Origin of the sequence: Bacillus sp. ok061 (genome assembly GCF_900108285.1) — a bacterium.
GTDB lineage: Bacteria > Bacillota > Bacilli > Bacillales > Bacillaceae_G > Bacillus_A > Bacillus_A thuringiensis_S.
On the sequence record NZ_FNUW01000009.1, the window covers coordinates 14,126 to 35,353 of the forward strand.

The window sequence follows — 21,228 nt, forward strand, 5'->3', positions numbered from 1 at the left end:
GCTAATAGAAGAAAATATATACAAAAAAGAGCTATCTCTTTTCAAAGATAGCTCTAATAAACGAATTACTTTTCTACTATTATGCTGTTTTTCTTTATAGATACACTTTTTGTAAATCCACTAACTACAAACATCACAATCATATTAATTAACAATGCGACTATACCTACATTTAAATCTTTTATAGACTGCGGAAAACTCGGAAACATCGTAGCTATATTAGAGCCCGATAAAGTGATATATGCAACAACTAATAACCCCATTCCCATTCCTGCAATCGCTCCTTGCTTCGTAATAACCTGGCGTGGAAACAAACTACAAACAAGTGCAGGGAAAAGTTGTGTAACGATACTGTATCCCATTAACAGAAGGGCTCCTATTGTTTCTCCTCCTTTAAATGTAAATAAAACTGCTACGAGCGTTACTACAGGTACAAATAACTTTGCAGCTTTAGCAACTTGTCTATCTGAAGCAGATGGAACCATCGTTCGATAAATATTTTTCGCTAACAGTGTAGAAGCCGCCATAACAAGCATAGAGCCTGGAACTAACGCCGTTAATACTCCCGCACTACCAATAATTCCAATAAACCAAGGATCAAAAGTTTGTAAAGCAAGACGGAATAACGAAAGATCCACATCCGCTCCCTTTAACCCAGGAACTTGCAATATAGCAGCAAACCCTGCAAAAAATACGAAAAGTAACACTAAAGAATACAATGGCATAATTGCTGCATTTTTACGAAATACTTTTTCATTTTTTGCAGAAAAAGCAGAAGCAAATGTATGAGGCCACATATAAAAACCTAGGGCCGTTAATATAATAGTAGAAACAAACCAAGAAATACTCATTCCTTCTTCAGGTAAAGATAAAAATCCCGGCTTCGCTGCTTCTACAGCCTCAAACATCGGCTGAAATCCTCCATAATAATGATACGGTAAATATATACCTAAAAACATAACGATAAACAGTATCATAATATCCTTCAAAGCAGCCGTCCAAGCCGAACCGTGTATACCTGAAACCATTACATATATAGTTATAACAATAGCACCGATCCATACTGCAACAACAGGTGACACCCTTCCGTAAGAAGCTTCTGAAACGATAATTCCCAGTCCCTTTAACTGTAAAACAAGATATGGGATGATGGAAACAACACCAACAACTGAAACAATAAGTCCAAGCGCTTTACTTCTATATTTCTTCGCAAAAAAATCCGACTGCGAAACAAGGTTATGCTCTTTCGCATACTTCCAAATTGGTGGTAATAAAAAATACGATAAAAGATAAGCTAAAGCACCATATCCCAAAATATAAAAGGTAGGTGCTCCTTTACTATACGCCCAGCCGCTTCCCCCTAAAAATGTAAACGTCGTATAAATTTCACCTGCCATCAGGAGAAAAACAAAAATAGTGCCAAATCCTCTCCCCCCAACTGACCATTGCTCTAAATTCATATCTTTTCCATGTTGTGCCCGAATCCCTAAAAATAGTGCGAGAAACAAAAATAAAATAATGATAAGTAATGCAGTCATTTTACATCCTCCTTATTAGCAGGATCAAACGCGTACACGAGCCCCATACAAAGAGATGTAATAAACACTGATAATAATACCCAAAATAATAAAAATGGCATCCCTAATACGTAAGGAGTAACTGAATTCGCAAATATTGGCCCGACTACTAAACAAAGAACTGGAATTAGCGCTAGGATGTGTATTTTCTTCATCTCATTCTCCTTTACTTATAAAATTCATAATGGCTGATACAAAGACTTCCACTCCAATCGGTAATGCATCTTCATCAATTGTAAAACGAGGATGATGATGAGGATATATAATACCTTTCTCTTTATTTCCCGCTCCGATAAAAAAGAATGTCCCTGGTGCCTTTTGTAAAAACGCTGAAAAATCTTCTCCAGCCATCGTCGGCTGCAAACGAATAACTCTATCTCTTCCATAAAGTTGTAATGCCGTTTGTTCAATAAGCTCTGTAACTTCATAATTATTTACAACTGGTCGATATCCATATTCATAAGAAAACGTATATTTCGCTCCATAAGATTCCGTAATATGCTTCACAATCCGCTCAATTTTCTTCTCTGTTTCACCTCGTAACTCATGTCTTAAACTTCTCACTGTCCCTTCAATCTCCGCTTGCTCTGGTATTACATTATGAGTTGTCCCCGCATGAAATTGCGTAACGGATATTACGAGAGAATCTAATGGATTCGTGAGGCGAGATACAATTTGCTGAAGTTGCGAAACGACTTGTGTTCCGATTGCGATACTATCCACCGTTTCATGAGGGATTCCAGCATGTCCACCTTTTCCCTCTATCCTAATTTTAAAAACATCCGGCGCAGCCATTGCAGGACCATAAATAACGCCTATTTTTCCAACCTCTAACGACGCCCAAAGGTGAGCACCAATGATATAATCCACACCTTCCATTACACCTGCCGCAATCATCTCCTCTGCACCACCAGGAAAATTTTCTTCAGCATGTTGGAATAGAAAACGAATCTCCCCTTTAATCTTCTCTCTTGCTTCTACTAACTTATGTACAACCCCAAGTAATATCGCTATATGTCCATCATGACCACACGCATGCATCACACCTTTATATGTAGAAATAAAATCAAACTCATTTTCTTCATGAATAGGAAGAGCATCCATATCGGCTCGAACCGCAACTGTTTTGCCCGGCTGTTTACCTACTAACTTTGCCATCACACTATATTTAGTCGGCCGTGACACTTCTAAATATGGAAATTTCCGAAGTATATCGAACACAAACTGCGATGTTTTTTCTTCTTGAAAAGATAACTCTGGATACTTATGAAAATGCCTTCTCCACTCAACTAACTGATTTTTTGACAAAACAAGTTCCTTTGCAACATCCATAACCCTTCACTCCTTCTTCACCAAGTTAAATGTTATTATAACGTGAATTGTTAAAATTTAAAAGAATCTTCTGAATTTTCAATTACGATAAACCAAAAAGAAAAAGCCATCCACAAGATGACTTTTTCTTTATTATAAAATAGTAATCGCTTGTTTTCCCATTTGCTCCCAAGCTTTCTCAAATTCTGCTCGTGGAACAGCCAAACGTGGATTATTTTTCAGAGGATCATTTACATATACAAAGTTTTGATCATATCCAATTACTACTGCACTATGCTCATAATATGTAATTTTCACTTCGCCTGAACTCGTATTCCATGTTTCAAAACTACTTTCAGCTAGCGGCTTAAACGTCGTATTAATAATGACCCATACCGGAGAGCCAGAACTAATTACTTTATATATATCTTGCATGTCTCTACCTGTTAAATTAATTACTTTTTCAGGAACATATTTTTCTGCTAAATCAAAGATTGGTTTATTGTATACACCATATCCAGGCTCTGCCTTTGTATAAATATTTCCTACAAATCCCTCGTAAGGATTTCCACGCAAACCATTTTGTTCAAATGGAACACGATGAATTTCGCTAGCAAGTTGCATCTTATCTACTTGTACACCTTTATATTGCAGCAACATAGCTAAACTTGTCACTTCACATCCTCGAGGTAATTCTGGTAATTGTTTAATAAACGGAACATCTTCAATCATAGCTGCTTCTTTCATTTCAGATAGAAACTCTAAGCGTAGAACTTGCGCCTTTTGCATGATTTTATCTTTCCCTATAAAAAATGCAGCAGCAAGTATAATACCAAAAACAAAAAGATATTTTAACTTTTTCATTATAAACAAAACTCCATTAATTATTATTTTACAGACACAACTCTTATCATTGTACCCTTCTTCTTACTAGTTTGCTAGAAAGATCATGTGAATTATCGCTCATAGAATTAATTGTAAAAATTCTAATTATTTTTAATAAAAAGAAAAATAAATATACATTTCCAGAATATTTTGCTAAAATCAAAATTGTTAACATGGTGAAGATATCACCATGTTAACAAACATTCTTAGAGTATTTAGTCATAGTTCGTTTTTTACATGCTCCATTCATTTCATAGCAAATAAACCGAGTGTGTGTTGCATCCCCCACTAATGATTAAAAACTCAGAATAAAACGAAGTTCACACATTCAAGAAGATACGGGGTGAGGGGCATATGAATCAACAAATTGAACAAACAAATTTAAAACGAACAATGAAAAGTAGACACCTATTTATGATTGCACTCGGTGGTGTTATCGGAACCGGGCTATTTATGGGATCTGGTCAAATCGTCCATAATGCCGGACCTGGTGGCGCTATTCTTGCATTTTTAGTCGGTGGATTTGTTATGTATTTAACGATGTTATGTCTTGGTGAATTATCTGTTGCTATGCCAGAAGCAGGTTCATTCCAAAGCTATGCAAGCAAATTCATTTCACCTGGTTTTGGATTTGTTGTCGGTTGGATGTATTGGTTAAATTGGGCTGTTACAGTCGGTGTAGAGTTAACAACTGTAAGTATTTTAATGAAACGCTGGTTTCCAAACGTTTCTTCATGGATTTGGTGCGTTACATTTGCAGCAGCGCTCTTCCTCGTAAACGCTTTATCAGCAAAAGCATATGCAGAAGCAGAGTTTTGGTTCGCAAGTGTAAAAGTCGCAACAATCGTTATTTTCATCGTACTTGGTGGCGCTGTTATGTTCGGTCTACTAGACTTTAATGGAAAGCCAGCTCCGATGCTTCATAATTTCACTGAAAATGGCGGGCTATTTCCAAACGGTGCATTAGCTGTTCTCCTTACGATGATTACAGTAAATTACTCCTTCCAAGGAACAGAATTAATCGGAATCGCTTCAGAAGAAAGTGAAAATCCTGAAAAAACAATTCCAAAAGCGATCAAAAATACAATTTGGCGAACTCTCTTCTTCTTCGTCTTAGCGATATCAGTTGTTGTAGGTTTACTCCCATGGCAAGAGGCTAATCTAGTCGAAAGTCCCTTTGTACTTGTATTTGATGTAGCCGGTGTCCCATATGCAGCAGACATTATGAACTTTGTTATTATTACAGCTGTATTATCCGTTGCTAACTCTGGTCTATACGCAAATTCTCGTATGCTGTGGGCGATGGCAAAACAAGGAATGGCAAGTCCAGCATTTACGAAATTAACTAAAAAAGGTGTACCGCTAAATGCATTAATTTTCAGTCTAATTTTTGCTAGCCTTTCCTTATTAACAAGTGTATTTGCGGCAGATACTGTCTTTCTAGTTTTAACATCTATTGCAGCAATGGCTGCCGTTGTCGTTTGGATGTCAATCGCCGCTTCACAGTTTTTCTTTCGTAGAAATTTCGTGAAAAATGGCGGCGACATAAATGATTTAAAATATCGTACACCGCTCTATCCGCTAGTTCCAATCGTAGCGTTCTCACTCAATTTTATTACATTTGTTAGTTTGGCTTTCATTCCAGATCAAAGAATTGCTCTTTATTGTGGCATTCCATTTATGATTGTTTGTTACATCTTATACCAAGTTAAATATAAAAAAGTTGTCACACTTGAACAGCCACGAACTATCACACGAGAAATAAACTAAATATACAAAATATTCAGCTATCTTCCTTATAATAAGATAGCTTTTTTCTATTTCTTGGATATCCTGGTATAACTTTATTTATCTTAAAATTTTCACAATCACGTTTTTCTCTGGAAAATAGTTTACAATGTAATCAAGTTACAAATGATATTCACCTTAAAAAGTGTGCATTTGTGTCTATTTTTTAACAATATATCAAAAACTATTGCCTTCTATAAATTAATAGGTTTATATTGTTTTATTGGCATAGTTTCAATCCAAGGAGAAAGGAGATTTTCAATCGTGCAACTAAAGAAAGCGTTTTGGAAGTTGGCTTCGCTTCTTCCGTTATCATTACTTCTGTTCCTCGGTGGCTGTGATAAAAAACTCGCAGTATTAAATCCGCAAGGACCTGTTGCAAAAGCACAGTATGATTTAATTGTTTGGTCATTCTTGCTTATGTCATTAATTATCGCAATTGTATTCATTCTGTTTACAGTCATCTTGATTCGTTATCGTGAAAAATCAGAGAATATGGACTATGAGCCACCTGAACAACACGGTAACACATTACTAGAAATTATTTGGACGCTTGTTCCTGTTATTATCGTTATCGCATTATCGATTCCAACAGTAAAAGCAACTTATGCTTCGGAAGAGGTTCCGAAAGAGTCCAAACATATTAAACCAGTTGAAATTTATGTTACATCTGCAAACTGGAAATGGTTATTCAGTTACCCAGAGGAAAAAATTGAAACCGTTAACTATTTAAATATCCCAGCTGGTGTACCAATTCAATTCAAACTGACTTCTGTCGGCCCAATGAATGCTTTCTGGGTACCAGAACTTGGTGGTATGAAGTACACAATGGATGGCATGATTATGGATCTTTATTTACAAGCTGATAAGCCAGGTTCTTACCTAGGCCGTAGTGCGAACTTCTCTGGTGAAGGATTCACACACATGGAGTTCGAAGTTGAAGCAAAAACTAAAGAGAAATATGACAAGTGGGTTAAAGAAGTACAAGAAAAGGCTGATAAGTTAACCGAAGAGAAGTACAACGAAATTATTAAACCTGGTGTAGTTGGACGCATGACGTTCTCTAGTCACCACTTAAGTTATGTAGATCCAAAATCACTTGAATATTGTGATTACAACTACTACAAAAACAAAAAATAATAGCTATTATTCCAACAGATTGGAGTGAACACAGTGAAGCTTGATGAATTCTTTGTCACAGGTGACCCGATTATTTACGGTGCAGACGCTTCTATCGTTCTTGTGACATTAGCAATCATTTTCGTACTAACAAAGTATAAAAAATGGAAATGGCTTTGGGACGAATGGTTAACAACTGTTGACCATAAAAAAATCGGAGCCATGTATATTATTTCTGCGGTTATCATGTTATTCCGCGGTGGTATGGATGGTTTAATGATCCGTGCACAATTAACATTCCCAGAAACAACTTATTTAAACGCTGAACACTATAACGGGATCTTTACAACGCATGGTACAGTAATGATTCTTTTCATGGCAATGCCATTCGTTATGGGATTAATGAACCTTGTAGTACCATTACAAATTGGTGCTCGTGACGTTGCATATCCGTTCTTAAATGCTTTAAGTTTCTGGTTATTCTTTGTCGGAGCAATGTTATTCAACATCGCTTTCGTAATCGGTGGTTCTCCAGACGCTGGGTGGACTTCTTACTTCCCAATGGCAGGTACAGAGTTTACTTCGGGCGTAGGAAATAACTACTACGCAATTGCATTACAGATTTCAGGTCTCGGTACGCTAATGACCGGTATTAACTTCCTTGTTACTATCTTAAAAATGCGTACACCTGGTATGACTTTAATGAGAATGCCAATGTTTACTTGGTCAATCTTAATTACAACAATTATCATTATTTTCGCTTTCCCAGTATTAACAGTTGCTCTTGCATTAATGACATTTGACCGTCTATTCGATGCTCACTTCTTTACGATGGCGAGCGGCGGTATGCCGATGTTATGGGCTAACCTGTTCTGGGTATGGGGTCACCCTGAAGTATATATCGTTATTTTACCGGCATTCGGTATTTTCTCTGAAATCATTAGTACATTCTCACGTAAGCGTCTATTCGGTTACAGTGCGATGGTATACTCAATGGTTGCAATTTCTTTACTAAGTTTCGTCGTATGGCTTCACCACTTCTTCACGATGGGTGCAGGTCCAGCGGTTAACTCATTCTTCTCGATTTCGACAATGGCGATTTCGATTCCAACCGGGGTTAAGATCTTTAACTGGTTGTTTACACTGTATAAAGGACGTATTCGTTTTACAGTTCCAATGCTTTGGTCATTGGCATTTATTCCAAACTTCGTAGTCGGTGGGGTTACAGGGGTTATGCTTGGAATGGCAGCAGCTGATTATCAATACCATAACAGCTACTTCCTAATTGCTCACTTCCACTACGTATTAATCGCAGGTACAGTATTCGCTATGCTTGCTGGATTCACATTCTGGTATCCAAAAATGACTGGTCATATGTTAAATGAACGCCTAGGTAAATGGACATTCTGGATCTTTATGAGCGGATTTAACATCTGTTTCTTCCCAATGTACTTCTTAGGTTTAGACGGTATGACTCGTCGTATGTACACTTACTCTGAAAGTCTTGGATGGGGATGGCTAAACCAAATCGCATCTGTTGGTGCGGTAATGATGGGTATTGGCTTCCTACTTCTTTGCTACAACGTAATTTGGAGTGCACGTCATGGTGAACGTGACACAACTGGAGATCCATGGGATGGTCGTACACTTGAATGGGCAACTCAATCTCCTGTACAACATTACAACTTCGCGAAGCTTCCTGAAATTAAAGAAGCTGATGCTTTCTGGTACATGAAAAAACGCGGAGAAACAGTTACACCAGCAGCAGAAGATATCAAACCAATTCACATGCCAAGTAACTCTGGTGTGCCTATTATTGCGTCTTTATTCTTCGGTCTTGCAGGTTTCGCATTAGTATTTAGCTGGTTCTGGCTTGCAGCAATCGGTGGTATTGGTATTTTAGCTTGCTTAATCTATCGTTCATTCGATTATGACGATGGTTACTACGTAAGTGTTGATGAAATTAAAGAAACAGAACATATAGCATGAGAGGTGAAATGACATGGCGGCTTTAGATAAAAGCTTACCTTTGGAATATCAATCCGAACAAAGCAGATTGAATATCCTAGGATTCTGGATTTTTCTTGGGGCTGAAATTATGCTGTTCGCAACACTTTTCGCCTCTTATCTAGTCCTTGCTGGTCGTACGGCAGATGGCCCAACTCCAGCGCAACTGTTTGAACTTAAAACGCTTTTAATTCAAACATTACTACTTTTAACAAGTAGTTTCACATGTGGTATCGTAATTCACGAAATGCGTAAGCACAACCAAAAAGCAATGCTTGGATGGTTCATCCTTACATTACTTTTAGGTGCAGGTTTCCTATTCTTTGAAATCGAAGAGTTCATTATGTACATCGGTGAAGGCGCAACAATTCAAACAAGTGCTTTCCTATCTGCATTCTTCGTTCTTCTTGGAACCCACGGAGCCCACGTAACAGGCGGTATCATTTGGGCAACTTGTGTTATTATCCAAATTTTAAAACGAGGTTTAACACCAGTTACAGCTCGTAAAGTATTCATTATCAGCTTATACTGGCATTTCCTTGATCTAGTTTGGGTCTTTATTTACACACTAGTTTACTTGAACGGGATGGTGGCGTAAATGGCTCAAAACAACAATCAAGCAAACGGGCATGCGCATAGCGGATTCCCTTGGTCACACGTTTTCGGATTTATTTTATCGCTTGCATTAACGTTTCTAGCGTTATACGTGGCACTTTACACAACATTGCCACTTTCAACAGTCTTAACAACTATTATCATAATGGCTGTTGCGCAAGCATTATTACAATTAATTATGTTCATGCATTTAAAAGAAGGGGAAGGAAGAGTTCAAATTCTTACAATGATATACAGTTTCTTCGTTGCAACTGCAACAGTTGGTTTAACTGTATGGATCTTCTTCTCAATGTAATGTACATGAGAAAGACTGCTGAGATTCCTCAGCAGTCTTTTTTTATTCTCTCCCCTATTACATCCACATTACGGAATTAACAACAGAATCATGAAAAATATACTTATTATGACAAATGTTAAGAAAAGTCTTTCTTTATGAAATCGAATCCATATGCGTTGCTTTTCTACCTATTATATGGCTAAATAGGTACTATATTTATTTGAAGGGAGAGAACGCAATGGAACATCATACTTCTGTTCTATCACTTATGGTTGTCGTTGCAATCGCGTTTTTCGTTCCCCTTTTGTTACAACGCTTTAAATTAAAAGCACTTCCTGTTGTCGTTGCAGAAATTATTGCAGGAATCTTTGTAGGTAAAAGTGGGTTTAATATTATTGAGCCAGATATGTGGCTTCAAGTTTTATCAACATTAGGATTTATCTTCCTCATGTTCTTAAGCGGTTTAGAAATTGATTTTTCTATCTTTAAACAAAAAGGGAAAAAAAATACGACAAACGAACCAAATACATTTCAAGCAGCAAGCATTATCTTCCTATTTATTTTCATCTTATCTTATGCCCTATCATTACTATTCGTATGGCTAGGATTTGTAGATAATGCAATGTTCATGACTTTAATTATTTCAACTATTTCTTTAGGTGTTGTTGTACCAACATTAAAAGAGAACAACCTAGGAAAAACTGCAATCGGACAAATCATTTTATTAGTTGCTGTTATTGCAGACTTAGTTACAATGATTTTACTCGCTGTTTTCGTCGGATTAAATTCCGAAAGCGGCCAAAGTATGTGGCTCTTACTTCTTCTATTCGGTGCCGGTATTATCATTTACTTTATTGCAAAACGCTTTAAAAACATTCCATACTTAGATAGCCTAAAGGCTGGTAGTGTACAAATTGATACACGAGCTGTTTTTGCACTCATTTTAATATTAGTAGGGTTATCCGAATCTGTTGGAGCAGAAAATATTTTAGGTGCCTTCTTAGCAGGTGTACTTGTATCGTTATTATCACCAAATGAAGATATGGTTGAAAAACTTGATTCCATCGGCTATGGTTTCTTCATCCCTATTTTCTTCGTAATGGTTGGTGTAAATCTAGAGGTATGGTCTATTTTCAAAGAACCTTCTAGCATGCTAATGATCCCAATCTTAATTGTAGGACTCTTTATTTCAAAACTCTTACCATCACTCGTCTTAAGAAAATGGTATCCACATAATATCGTACTTGGAAGTGCAATTTTATTAACATCGACACTTTCTTTAGTTATTGCGGCTGCACAAATTGGTGAAAAACTGGGGATTATCAGTCCAAGTTTATCTGCCTCTCTTATTTTAAGCGCAGTTATTACTTGTATTTTTGCACCTATATTGTTTAAAAAAATGTTCCCAAAAGTAGAAACACCAAAACCAAAAGTAGCTATTATTGGCGCGAGCAGAATTACCCTTCCGTTATCACTAGATTTAAAACGAGAAGATTATGATGTAACACTTTATATGATGCGTCAAAATAAAATAAATGATGAGGAAGCGAAATCACATGACTTCCCTATCGTAAAATTAGATGACATCACAATTGCATCATTAACTGAACAAACAGCATTTAACGCAGACCGCGTTGTTGTTGCAACAAGCGATGATGAACAAAACTTATTATTGGCAGAACATGCAAAAGAGCTAGGTGTTGAACATGTTATTGCAAGTGTAGAAGATCCACTTCTACAAGAAAAAGCAACGCAAGAACATATCGCTGTATTCTCAACAATTAACTCTACACGTATTTTATTACGTGCACTTATTGATAAACCGAGTCTCGTTCGCTTAATTACAACAGCAAACGAAACAGTACGCGAAGTTGAACTGCGCAGCAATAAATATAACGGCATTGCACTTCGCCGCCTCCCGTTTTTAGGTGATGTACTTGTCATTCAAATCTACCGCGGTAATAAAGCATTAATACCACATGGTGATACAAGACTACAACACGGTGATACATTACTTGTAACAGGTTCGAAAGAACATATCGATACACTAAAAAACATATTAGAGTAAAAAAAATGCCCCCCACATAATTGAGGGGCATTTTTTAATTTTCATATGGTAAAATGTTACTATCACATATTATGAGGATGGATTACATTATGTCTATTGTAACTTTAGCTCTCTTATTATTAGCAGAAGTACTCGTCGCCATTATTCTCATCGGTGTTAGCATTGAAATTTGCAGCTATGGTTGGAAAAAATCAAATGGAGTTAAATACTCATGCCTTTTTCTTTCACTCCTTCTCGGAACCGCTAGTATACTCGGCCTTCTCGCTGCACCTGCATACTTCTTTATACAACTTATAGAAAAGGGTTTATAAGAAAGGATGATAATATGATTACTGTGCAGTATATTGATGCATCCGAGACACACTTATTACGCCAAGCGGTGTTGCGTCCCAATCAGTCCCTAGCAGACTGTAAATACTCTTCTGACTACGAAAAAGACACATTCCACTTAGGTGCCTTTATAAACGATGAGTTAATTAGCATCGCTTCCTTCTCAAAAGAAACATATCCTGATTTACAAAATGGTATCCATTATAGACTACGAGGAATGGCAACATTACCTAACTTTCGGAACAAAAGAGCTGGAAGCTCCTTAATTCAGAAGGCAGAACAAATTTTAAAAGAACGGAAAGCAAACATCCTATGGTGTAATGGCCGTATTACTGTAACTGACTATTACAAGCGATTAGACTTTCAGGAGCATGGTGAAATCTTTGAAATTGAACCGATTGGCCTTCATAAAGTTTTGTATAAAAAGATATAAGAAAAGCTTTCCTCAATACAGGAAAGCTTTTCTTATATTTCAATCTTCACTTTTTATCTTTTTCATATATATGTAGATAAATAAACTAGGAACTAAAAAACAAGCAACCATAATAAGTACTGTTATACTTATTTCTTTTATCGAGATATCTGGTGTTACAATGATACAAACAGCTAATATCCCAATAATAATACCTACTGGAATTAATAATAATTTCATGAAATAGCTACGTGATACTCCGCCTGTGTGCTCATACACTTCCACTGAATTTTTCAGATTTAAAAAGTTAATAATTATTATCCCGCCCATAAATACCATTAATAAATCTGAAACACTTTCATATCCTGCCCCTTGCAAGACATAGCGGTAAAAGACGATAGCTAGTATGACGATATTTTGTAAGATGAAAGCTAATCTAATATGTTTTAACCCTTCAATCATTAAACGTTCATCTTTCACGATTTTCATCCTATCACTCCTTTTCCTCCCAAAACAAATCATTCAACGTTTTATCTACTGCATAACAAATTTTCAAACATAAATCTAAAGATGGATTGTATTTCCCCTTCTCAATTAAACTAATCGTTTGTCGTGTAACGCCTACTTTTTCTGCTAATTGTTGCTGTGTTAAATCTAACTGAACACGCGCGACTTTTATTTTACTTACAGCCATTCATGTTCCTCCTCTACCTTTATTGTAATATATATATTCCATTAAGTAATTTATATTTTACAAAACCAATTAAATTTTCACCTTATTCCAATTGGTGCGGGCTAATACACAGTGGGGATCCCCCCTACTGCCTATAGTTTCACTTTATTATACACAAAAAGGGAGCCTCCCATAAGAAGGCCCTCTCATATATCTATATTATAAGAATAAATGACATCCAAATAAGAATGCAAATAAGTATAGTAATGGATGTACTTCCATCCCTTTACCCTTCACAATTTTCAAGACTGGATATACTAAAAATCCAATTGCGATTCCATTTGCAATACTAGATGTTAACGGAATACCTATAAAAATCAAAAATGCTGGTAACGCATCTTCAAATTCATTCCAATTAATATCTCGAATACTCTGTGCCATTAAACTACCTACTATAATTAATGAAGGAGCTGTAATAGCGGCTACACTTGATAAAGAAGCAATAACAGGACTGAAAAATGCCGTTATAATTGTTAGACCAACAACTACAATCCCTGTTAATCCAGTTTTACCACCTGCAGCAATACCTGCTGACGATTCAATCGTCGCTGCTGTTGGGCTTGTTCCAAAGATAGAACCAGTAGTCCCACCAATTGCATCTGCAATAAACGCTTTACCAAAACGCTTCTCTGTATTGTCTGTAATTAAACCTGCTTGTTTAATTAAACCAAGTAATGCACCTGTTGTATCAAATAACAGTACAAGTAAAAATGAAAATACAACACCATATAATCCATATTCAATGACATCTGAAAAGGCGTTGATTGGATTTGAAACGATAATCCCCTCTGGTAAATGAGGCATCGCCACAATTTTATCAGCAAACTTCAATTGCCCTGTAAAGAAGGCGATAATTCCTGTCACAATCATACTAATAAATAATGCACCACTCACACGTAATGCCATTAATACCGCCGCTAATATTAAACCAATTAAAGTTAAAATAACAGCTGGAGAATGAAAATCACCAATCGTAACTAAATTAGACGGATGATCCACGATAATTCCAGAAAGACGCAATCCAATAAAAGCAATAAATAGTCCAATTCCACCTGCAATTGCATGCTTTAAACTATCAGGAATTGCTAAAATTAACTTTTGCCTAAACGAAGTAAAAGATAATAAAAGAAAAATAATTCCCGTTACAAATACAGCTGAAAAGGCAACTACATATGTAATCCCTTCTGCCTTCTGTACAACAGAATAAGCAAAATATGCATTCATTCCCATAGCTGGAGCAATAACAATCGGGTAATTCGCAAAAATCGCCATACCTACTGTTCCAACAACGGTTGCAATAATTGTTGCTGTAAACGCTTGGTCAAATGGTACACCTGCATCAGATAATATCTTTGGATTGATGACAAGAATATACGCAAATGTAAAAAAAGTTGTGATGCCAGCTAAAAACTCTTGCTTCACAGAAGTGTTATATTTTTGTAATTGAAACATGCTTATGTACCCTTCCTACACCTGAATTATTATCACACATTCTTTTTCTTACTAGTATGTGAGAAAATATAATACTTAATCTTAACAATCAATAAAAAGAAGAGTCAATATATTCCCTAATAGTTCGAATTTTAAGTTTAAGTCTGACAAGTACAGATGTAGTACAGTTCATTATGATTATTTTTGTAGCATAACAGATAGAAATGTTTTATAATTTGAAATAGTTAAATATTTAGTAAACGCATTCAAATATCGTTCACTCTACAAGGGGGAGTCTTCTTATGCAGCACACAAACAAATCTGGAACTTTAAATCGTGGTTTAAAAGAACGACATATTACTTTAATGTCACTGGGCTCAGCTATTGGCGTTGGGCTATTTTTAGGATCCGCTTCCGCCATTAAACTAGCAGGTCCTTCTATTTTACTAGGCTATATGATTGCCGGTCTCGTGATTTTTTTCATTATGCGAGCGCTTGGGGAAATGGCAATTGAACAACCTGTTGCTGGTTCTTTTAGTAAATATGCATATGATTATATTGGACCACTCGCTGGCTATATTACTGGTTGGAATTACTGGTTCTTATGGGTTGTTACTTGTATGGCTGAAATTACAGCAGCTGGTATTTACATGCAGTACTGGTTCCCAGATATCCCGCGCTGGACTTGGGCGTTACTTGCTCTATTGTTAATGAGCGCTTTTAATTTCTTATCGGTAAAAGTATTTGGAGAACTTGAGTTTTGGTTTGCTCTCATTAAAATTGTCACAATTATCTGTATGATAGTAGTCGGAGCTGGTATTATTTTATTCGGATTCGGAAACGGTGGTATCGCTACTGGTATTTCAAACCTTTGGTCACATGGTGGCTGGTTCCCAAATGGATTTTCTGGATTACTACTCTCCATGCAGATGGTACTATTCGCTTATTTAGGCGTTGAATTAATCGGTGTTACAGCTGGCGAGGCTCAAAATCCGAAGAAAACACTCGCAAAGGCAATTGATAACGTATTTTGGAGAATTCTACTCTTTTACGTTGGGGCATTATTCGTTATGATGGCAATTTATCCATGGAACGAACTTGGTGAGAAAGGCAGTCCATTCGTATTAACATTCCAGCAAATTGGTATCGCAAAAGCAGCAGGTATTATTAACTTTGTCGTATTAACAGCAGCTCTTTCTTCTTGTAACGGTGGTTTATTTAGTACAGGCCGTATGCTATATACATTAGCTCAGCAGAAAAAAGCTCCTGAAAGATTTGGTCGTTTAAATAAAAATGGCATTCCAAGCCAAGGAATTGTAGCAACTGCTATCGTTTTACTCATTGGTGTTATATTAAACTATCTCGTACCTGCAAAGGTATTTACATGGCTTACTAGCATTTCAACTTTCGGCGCCATTTGGACTTGGGGAATTATATTAGTCGCTCAAATTAAATTCCGTAAAAGCTTGCCTACTCAAAATAAACAAAAGTTATCGTATAAAATGCCTTTATACCCATTAAGCTCATATTTCTCACTCGTTTTCCTTGTATTAGTATTAGGTATAATGGCTTATTCAGAAGATACACGAATTGCATTGATTGTCGGCCCAATTTGGCTTATCGGCTTAGCAATCGTATATTACATGAAAGGGTTTCATAAGATTGATGAAACACCTAACTCAAAAATTAGTTAAGCAAAACATCCCTTCCCTATTACTTGGAAGGGATGTTTTTATATCTATATAAATATTTCTCAACATAATTCACGGTATTTTTACAATCTTTTAATATTTTTTATGTTTTCCGTCTTTATTTTTACAGAAAAATAAATTACATTATTAAAGCACATATATTTATTATTAGGGGGATTCTTCTATGAAGAATAAAAAATGGATTACATTTTCTTTAGCAACAGCAATTACACTAAGTATAGGGACCTCGTTCATACCGTCTACTTATGCCGAAAGCTCTGTAGACCCAGCTCCTGAAATTGCTGCAAAAGTTGTAAATCAAAACAATGGGAAGAAAGTATTATTTGATAATACACACGGTCAAACTGCTGGGACAGCTGACTGGGTTATTGACGGCGGCTTTTCTGACTTCGGAAACGGCATTGCAAAAAACGGATATCACGTAAAAGAACTTCGCAAATCAACACCTATTACGTACGAAGACTTAAATGGCTACAATGTATTTATCGTTCCAGAAGCTAATATTCCTTACAAAAAATCTGAGCAGGACGCTATGTTACAATATGTAAAAAATGGTGGTAGTATCTTCTTTATTGCTGATCATTACAATGCAGATCGTAATAAAAATCGCTGGGACTCTTCTGAAGTATTTAATGGATATAGACGCGGCGCTTGGGATAATCCAGCAAAAGGAATGTCTAATGAAGAAGCAAATTCACAAGCTATGCAAGGAGTAGAAAGCTCTGATTGGCTCTCTGACAACTTCGGTATTCGCTTCCGCTACAATGCACTTGGTGATGTTTCAGCGAAAACAATTGTATCGCCTGAACAATCTTTCGGAATTACAAAAGGTGTTTCGTCTGTAGCAATGCATGCTGGTTCTACTCTGGCAATTACAAATCCAAAACTAGCAAAAGGACTTGTTTACCTTCCAGAAAATCCATCAAAATGGAATAACGCTGTTGATAGTGGCGTTTATAATGGCGGTGGTATTGCAGAAGGCCCATATGCTGCAATTGCAAAAGTAGGACTTGGAAAAGCTGCCTTTATTGGTGACTCTTCTCCTGTTGAAGATGCTACGCCAAAGTACGTTCGTGAAGATTCTGGCCAAACAAAGAAAACTTACGATGGTTATAAAGAAGAAAACGATGCGATTTTATTAGAAAACATCGTAAATTGGTTATCAAATAAAGAGACATTTACAAGTTTAGATCAAGTAAATGGTTTACAACTTGATTCACCTACAGCTCTACAAACATTTGAAAAGCCAAGCTTATCAACAGAACCACAACCTGAACCTTGGAGTGCACCAAATGCAGGTTATCAATGGTTTAATACAAATACTTTTAAACCAGGTTCATACGGTTATAACGGTGCGGTAACAACAAGCGACTACGTCGTTACACACCCTAGCATTCTACCAAACAATGAAATTTTCCAAATGAAGATTCAAGTAAACAACTTACTACCTAATACAACATATAACAACTATTCTTTAGGTATCTTCACTACTGGAGGAACACAAGTGGCTAAAGTACAAAATGCAAACGGCACTTGGCCATCTGCTTTTGGATATAGTAGTGCATTCTCTTTCACAACAAACAGCTTAGGCTCTGCTGAGAAAGTTGTAAATGTACAGATTGATTCAAATACAACTGGACAAGCAACGCTTCGTCTACGCCAAAATACAACAACGAAATATAATGAAACTGTAACAATTAATAAGAAATAATAAAAAAGGCAATCCATACATGGATTGCCTTCTTCTCACTTCTCTTCCTTCGAGAAAAACATTCTTGAAATAACGATACCTATACTACCGACGATTAGGAATAACACTGCCCTAATCATCATCGATACCTCTGGTAAGTCAAGTAAGAATAACTTCCCTACAGTTACGACTAAAACGACTAAACCAGCATATAATATTTCATTCATATTTCTATTTCTTCCAAACCAAACCGCAAATAATGCATATACCATCCATAATAACGATACTGATACACTAATTACGCTTCCATCTGTAGATAAAACTTCACCGATTCTCGTAATTGTAATAAATACAATTATCATAAACCAATAGAGCACTATAGAATACATATATTTGCCGAAGCTCGCTAACACTTCTTTCGCTTGTCTCATGCAATAATAGAATGTTCCTATTAAAATAAGATGAGCAACAAAGCCTGCCGAAATAAATTGATCAAACGGGCTAAAAATAGTCTGTATCATTCCAATTGCGTAAACCGTCGCACTAACATACAATTTTATCTGTTGTTTTCCTTTAATAGAAGTAACCATACCGAGGAAACCTTGTAACAATAGTACGATCGCTGCATTCACTAAACTATACTCATATAAAATTGCTAAACTAAATGCTCCCATTGCAAAACCAAATAAGAGATTTGTAAATGTAGAATGTCTATTTTTCCTATATTCAAATACGAACATAGCGGCATGCACGAGTGCACTAATAATTAATCCCCATGTTGTAAAATCAGGTATTTTTGAAATAGCTAGTATAAAGAACACTGCATTCGCACTAAATATCGCCAAACGTGGTTCTAGTATAAAACTTCTCTCCGTAAACATATGCCAAAATAATAGTAAATGAATCAAACCATATACAATCGTTAACTGTATTTGCAAGTTCTCTACTAACATTGACATAACAGCAAAGAAAACGAAAAGGACAATGGCAGCAACAGCGTAAGAAATCATATATAAGTATTTATAACGATTTTTCAACGCATACCATAATAAACTAAGTGTTAATACTGTCTCATATCCAAAGAAAATATAAGGATTAGGAGTCGTACTATTTAACAAGAATGGTACGAAGAACGCTCCGACCGCTACGAAAATAGTGAGATATTCCGATTGATATCTTTTCGCTAAATAAATACCTAAAATAACCCATGCAATATTACAGAGAAACGCGACACTTGCCGGAATAAATCCATATAAATAATGTGCTGCAAACGTTGTTAGAACAATCCCGGTAATACTTCCTCCAGCTAATACTAATCCTAACGCTTGCCGCTCTCTTTTAATTTGAATATCTCCTATATAATACAACCCGATAGATAATGCGATACCAAACACAATTCGTATCGCTGGTGTTAATAAACCAGCATCTACCCCTGCTTTAAATAACCAGATCACTCCAAGCAACATAATACCGACAAATACACGTGGTAACCACGTTTGACAAAACTTAATAATATTAAATGGCTCTGATTTAAAAGCAGATATATCTACTTGTTTTACCTCACGTTCTTGCAAAGACTCTTTTTTCTTAACTATTTCTTCTTTTGGCTTTTCCTCCATTACCGTTTCAATATATTCTTTCTTATCCTTACTAACATGTTGCTGAGCGTTTTCTACTTCTATTTCCCTTTGCTTCACCTTTAATTCAGCAAGTGCTTCTTGAATCGTTTCAATTGCCGTTTCGAGTGCTTCTATTTTCTTATCCAAATCCTTCTTCATATGCTACCCCCTCATTCGTAACTTTCATTAAACCTATATATTACCAATTATCTTTATCATACTCTTAGTCTATTCATTTTCAATAGTATTTTTCCAAAAAAAGAAAGGTGTCTTCCCAAAATAGGAAAACACCTTTTTACTCATTTATTCTTATTTAAAGCAATGCTAACGATGAAACCAAGACACATGCCTACAATAGCTGGAACAATCCATCCAACACCTTCTGTATAAAACGGAATGTATTTTAATACCGACGTCCACTGATTCATCATTACATTTTTATTGAAAATATCGATTGCACTAAATATTGCTATAATCCAAACAGTTACTGCATATACGTATGCATACTTCCCAATATAATTATGGAATAACCCTAGAATAATAAGCGTTAATGCAATTGGATAAATAAATCCAAGAGTTGGTACTGATACTTTTAAAATTTGCGTTAATCCTAAATTAGCTAAGATCATACTAACAACGCTTACTATAAATGCCCACACTTTATAAGATACTTTCGGAAATGCACTCGCAAAAAATTGACTACAAGACGTAACAAGTCCAATTGAAACACATAAACATGCGATAGTAAAAATAAGACCTAATAAAACGACTCCGCCCTGCCCAAATAATGTAGTCATAACTTGCGCTAACACGTTCGCCCCATTATCAAATGTACCTAACGAACCGCTAATTGAACCAACATATCCAAGGATGACATAAATAATAGATAATAATAGTCCTGCACCAATTCCAGCAATACTCATATATTTCGCTAAACCTTTATCATCTTCAACACCTTTTGCACGAAGAGCATTTGCAATAACAATCCCAAAAATTAAAGCGGCTAGCGCATCCATCGTTAAATATCCATCTAAAAAGCCTTGGAACATAGGAGCTTGTCCATAGTTTCCAGCAGCCTCTTTCACACTGCCAACTGATGTAAATATACTCTTTATAAAAATAAGGGCAATCATACCTAATAATAACGGTGTTAAAACTTTTCCGAACAACCCCATTAATTTAGACGGTGATAAACTTAACCAGTACACAATACTAAAGAAAATAACCGTGTAACATAATAAAACTACACTTCCCGACTCTGTGAAGAACTGACCTGGTCCCATTTCAAAAGCTAAACTTCCTGCACGTGGTATACCAAGACCTGGTCCAATAAATAAATACACGATACATGGGAAAATAATGGCGAATGAAGAATGAACCCTACCCGCTAACGTTTGAAAGCTTCCCGCTTTCGCAATAGCGATAACACCCAATATAGGAAGACCTGTTGCTGATATAATAAATCCTATTAATGAAATCCACACATGTTCTCCTGCTTCATACCCAAGGAAAGGTGGGAATATAAGATTCCCCGCTCCAAAGAACATCGAGAATAACATAAGGCTAATCAGTAAAATTTCTTTTTTCTGTAACAATTTCATTTGTTTCTCCTTCTTTAATTTCATCTTTTATGAAATCAATTTCACATATAAAA

The 21,228-nt window shown here is 36.1% G+C and carries 19 protein-coding genes; 10 read left to right on the plus strand and 9 right to left on the minus strand.

From position 1 onward, the window contains the following. Nucleotides 1-65: 65 nt before the first annotated feature. The 4 genes from C4S65_RS13960 to C4S65_RS13975 all read right to left on the minus strand — a co-directional run bounded on the left by C4S65_RS13960 (nt 66) and on the right by C4S65_RS13975 (nt 3,752). On the minus strand, nt 66-1,538 hold the full coding sequence (locus C4S65_RS13960; protein ID WP_000125940.1) for a sodium:solute symporter: 1,473 nt from the start codon (nt 1,536-1,538) through the stop codon (nt 66-68). Next, nucleotides 1,535-1,732 carry a DUF3311 domain-containing protein gene (locus tag C4S65_RS13965; protein ID WP_000719835.1) on the minus strand — a complete coding sequence of 66 codons (198 nt, stop codon included), beginning with the start codon at nt 1,730-1,732 and terminating at the stop codon, nt 1,535-1,537. The genes C4S65_RS13960 and C4S65_RS13965 overlap by 4 nt, the downstream gene beginning before the upstream one ends. A gap of 1 nt (nt 1,733) precedes the next feature. Further along, on the minus strand, nt 1,734-2,909 hold the full coding sequence (locus C4S65_RS13970; RefSeq protein WP_000382133.1) for an amidohydrolase: 1,176 nt from the start codon (nt 2,907-2,909) through the stop codon (nt 1,734-1,736). 132 nt (nt 2,910-3,041) lie between these two features. Continuing rightward, nucleotides 3,042-3,752: a C39 family peptidase gene (locus tag C4S65_RS13975; RefSeq protein WP_000734488.1), complete on the minus strand. Its 711-nt coding sequence runs from the start codon at nt 3,750-3,752 to the stop codon at nt 3,042-3,044. A 375-nt stretch (nt 3,753-4,127) separates the two neighbouring features. Between C4S65_RS13975 and C4S65_RS13980 the strand changes: the two genes are divergently transcribed. The 8 genes from C4S65_RS13980 (at nt 4,128) to C4S65_RS14015 (ending at nt 12,410) form a co-directional block, all read left to right on the plus strand. Then, nucleotides 4,128-5,543: an amino acid permease gene (locus tag C4S65_RS13980; RefSeq protein WP_103945263.1), complete on the plus strand. Its 1,416-nt coding sequence runs from the start codon at nt 4,128-4,130 to the stop codon at nt 5,541-5,543. 282 nt (nt 5,544-5,825) lie between these two features. After that, nucleotides 5,826-6,701, plus strand: coding sequence for a cytochrome aa3 quinol oxidase subunit II (locus C4S65_RS13985; RefSeq protein ID WP_103945264.1), 876 nt, complete (start codon nt 5,826-5,828; stop codon nt 6,699-6,701). A 33-nt stretch (nt 6,702-6,734) separates the two neighbouring features. After that, nucleotides 6,735-8,669, plus strand: coding sequence for a cytochrome aa3 quinol oxidase subunit I (qoxB, locus tag C4S65_RS13990; protein WP_000762373.1), 1,935 nt, complete (start codon nt 6,735-6,737; stop codon nt 8,667-8,669). A 13-nt stretch (nt 8,670-8,682) separates the two neighbouring features. Continuing rightward, nucleotides 8,683-9,285 (plus strand): cytochrome aa3 quinol oxidase subunit III, encoded by a 603-nt coding sequence (gene qoxC / locus C4S65_RS13995; RefSeq protein ID WP_000729314.1) that lies wholly within the window; start codon nt 8,683-8,685, stop codon nt 9,283-9,285. Beyond that, nucleotides 9,286-9,597: a cytochrome aa3 quinol oxidase subunit IV gene (gene qoxD / locus C4S65_RS14000; protein WP_000068425.1), complete on the plus strand. Its 312-nt coding sequence runs from the start codon at nt 9,286-9,288 to the stop codon at nt 9,595-9,597. 220 nt (nt 9,598-9,817) lie between these two features. Then, nucleotides 9,818-11,647 carry a monovalent cation:proton antiporter family protein gene (locus C4S65_RS14005; protein ID WP_000399978.1) on the plus strand — a complete coding sequence of 610 codons (1,830 nt, stop codon included), beginning with the start codon at nt 9,818-9,820 and terminating at the stop codon, nt 11,645-11,647. Between the two features lie 53 nt (nt 11,648-11,700). After that, a complete protein-coding gene (locus C4S65_RS14010) occupies nt 11,701-11,958 on the plus strand; it encodes a DUF4022 family protein (protein ID WP_003260542.1) in 258 nt (85 codons plus the stop codon). A 14-nt stretch (nt 11,959-11,972) separates the two neighbouring features. Continuing rightward, nucleotides 11,973-12,410, plus strand: coding sequence for a GNAT family N-acetyltransferase (locus tag C4S65_RS14015; protein ID WP_000633850.1), 438 nt, complete (start codon nt 11,973-11,975; stop codon nt 12,408-12,410). A gap of 39 nt (nt 12,411-12,449) precedes the next feature. On the opposite strand, the gene C4S65_RS14020 is transcribed toward C4S65_RS14015, so the two are convergent. The 3 genes from C4S65_RS14020 to C4S65_RS14030 form a co-directional block, all read right to left on the minus strand. Continuing rightward, nucleotides 12,450-12,878 (minus strand): hypothetical protein, encoded by a 429-nt coding sequence (locus tag C4S65_RS14020; protein ID WP_000706631.1) that lies wholly within the window; start codon nt 12,876-12,878, stop codon nt 12,450-12,452. Between the two features lie 4 nt (nt 12,879-12,882). Next, nucleotides 12,883-13,083: a helix-turn-helix transcriptional regulator gene (locus tag C4S65_RS14025; protein WP_000301182.1), complete on the minus strand. Its 201-nt coding sequence runs from the start codon at nt 13,081-13,083 to the stop codon at nt 12,883-12,885. A gap of 198 nt (nt 13,084-13,281) precedes the next feature. Then, nucleotides 13,282-14,574: an NCS2 family permease gene (locus C4S65_RS14030; protein ID WP_061668135.1), complete on the minus strand. Its 1,293-nt coding sequence runs from the start codon at nt 14,572-14,574 to the stop codon at nt 13,282-13,284. A gap of 281 nt (nt 14,575-14,855) precedes the next feature. On the opposite strand from C4S65_RS14030, the gene C4S65_RS14035 reads away from it, so the two are divergent. Next, complete coding sequence (locus C4S65_RS14035; protein WP_001164897.1) at nt 14,856-16,247, plus strand: amino acid permease; 1,392 nt, start codon at nt 14,856-14,858, stop codon at nt 16,245-16,247. Nucleotides 16,248-16,428: 181 nt separating this feature from the next. Then, the gene (locus C4S65_RS14040) at nt 16,429-17,976 is read left to right on the plus strand and encodes a DNA-binding protein (RefSeq protein ID WP_000791517.1); all 1,548 of its coding nucleotides are present in this window, start codon (nt 16,429-16,431) and stop codon (nt 17,974-17,976) included. Nucleotides 17,977-18,011: 35 nt separating this feature from the next. Here C4S65_RS14040 and C4S65_RS14045 read toward each other — a convergent pair whose 3' ends face one another. Further along, nucleotides 18,012-19,733 (minus strand): DUF2339 domain-containing protein, encoded by a 1,722-nt coding sequence (locus C4S65_RS14045; protein ID WP_098838584.1) that lies wholly within the window; start codon nt 19,731-19,733, stop codon nt 18,012-18,014. Between the two features lie 140 nt (nt 19,734-19,873). Further along, complete coding sequence (gene brnQ / locus C4S65_RS14050) at nt 19,874-21,175, minus strand: branched-chain amino acid transport system II carrier protein (RefSeq protein WP_098838585.1); 1,302 nt, start codon at nt 21,173-21,175, stop codon at nt 19,874-19,876. Nucleotides 21,176-21,228: the final 53 nt, after the last annotated feature.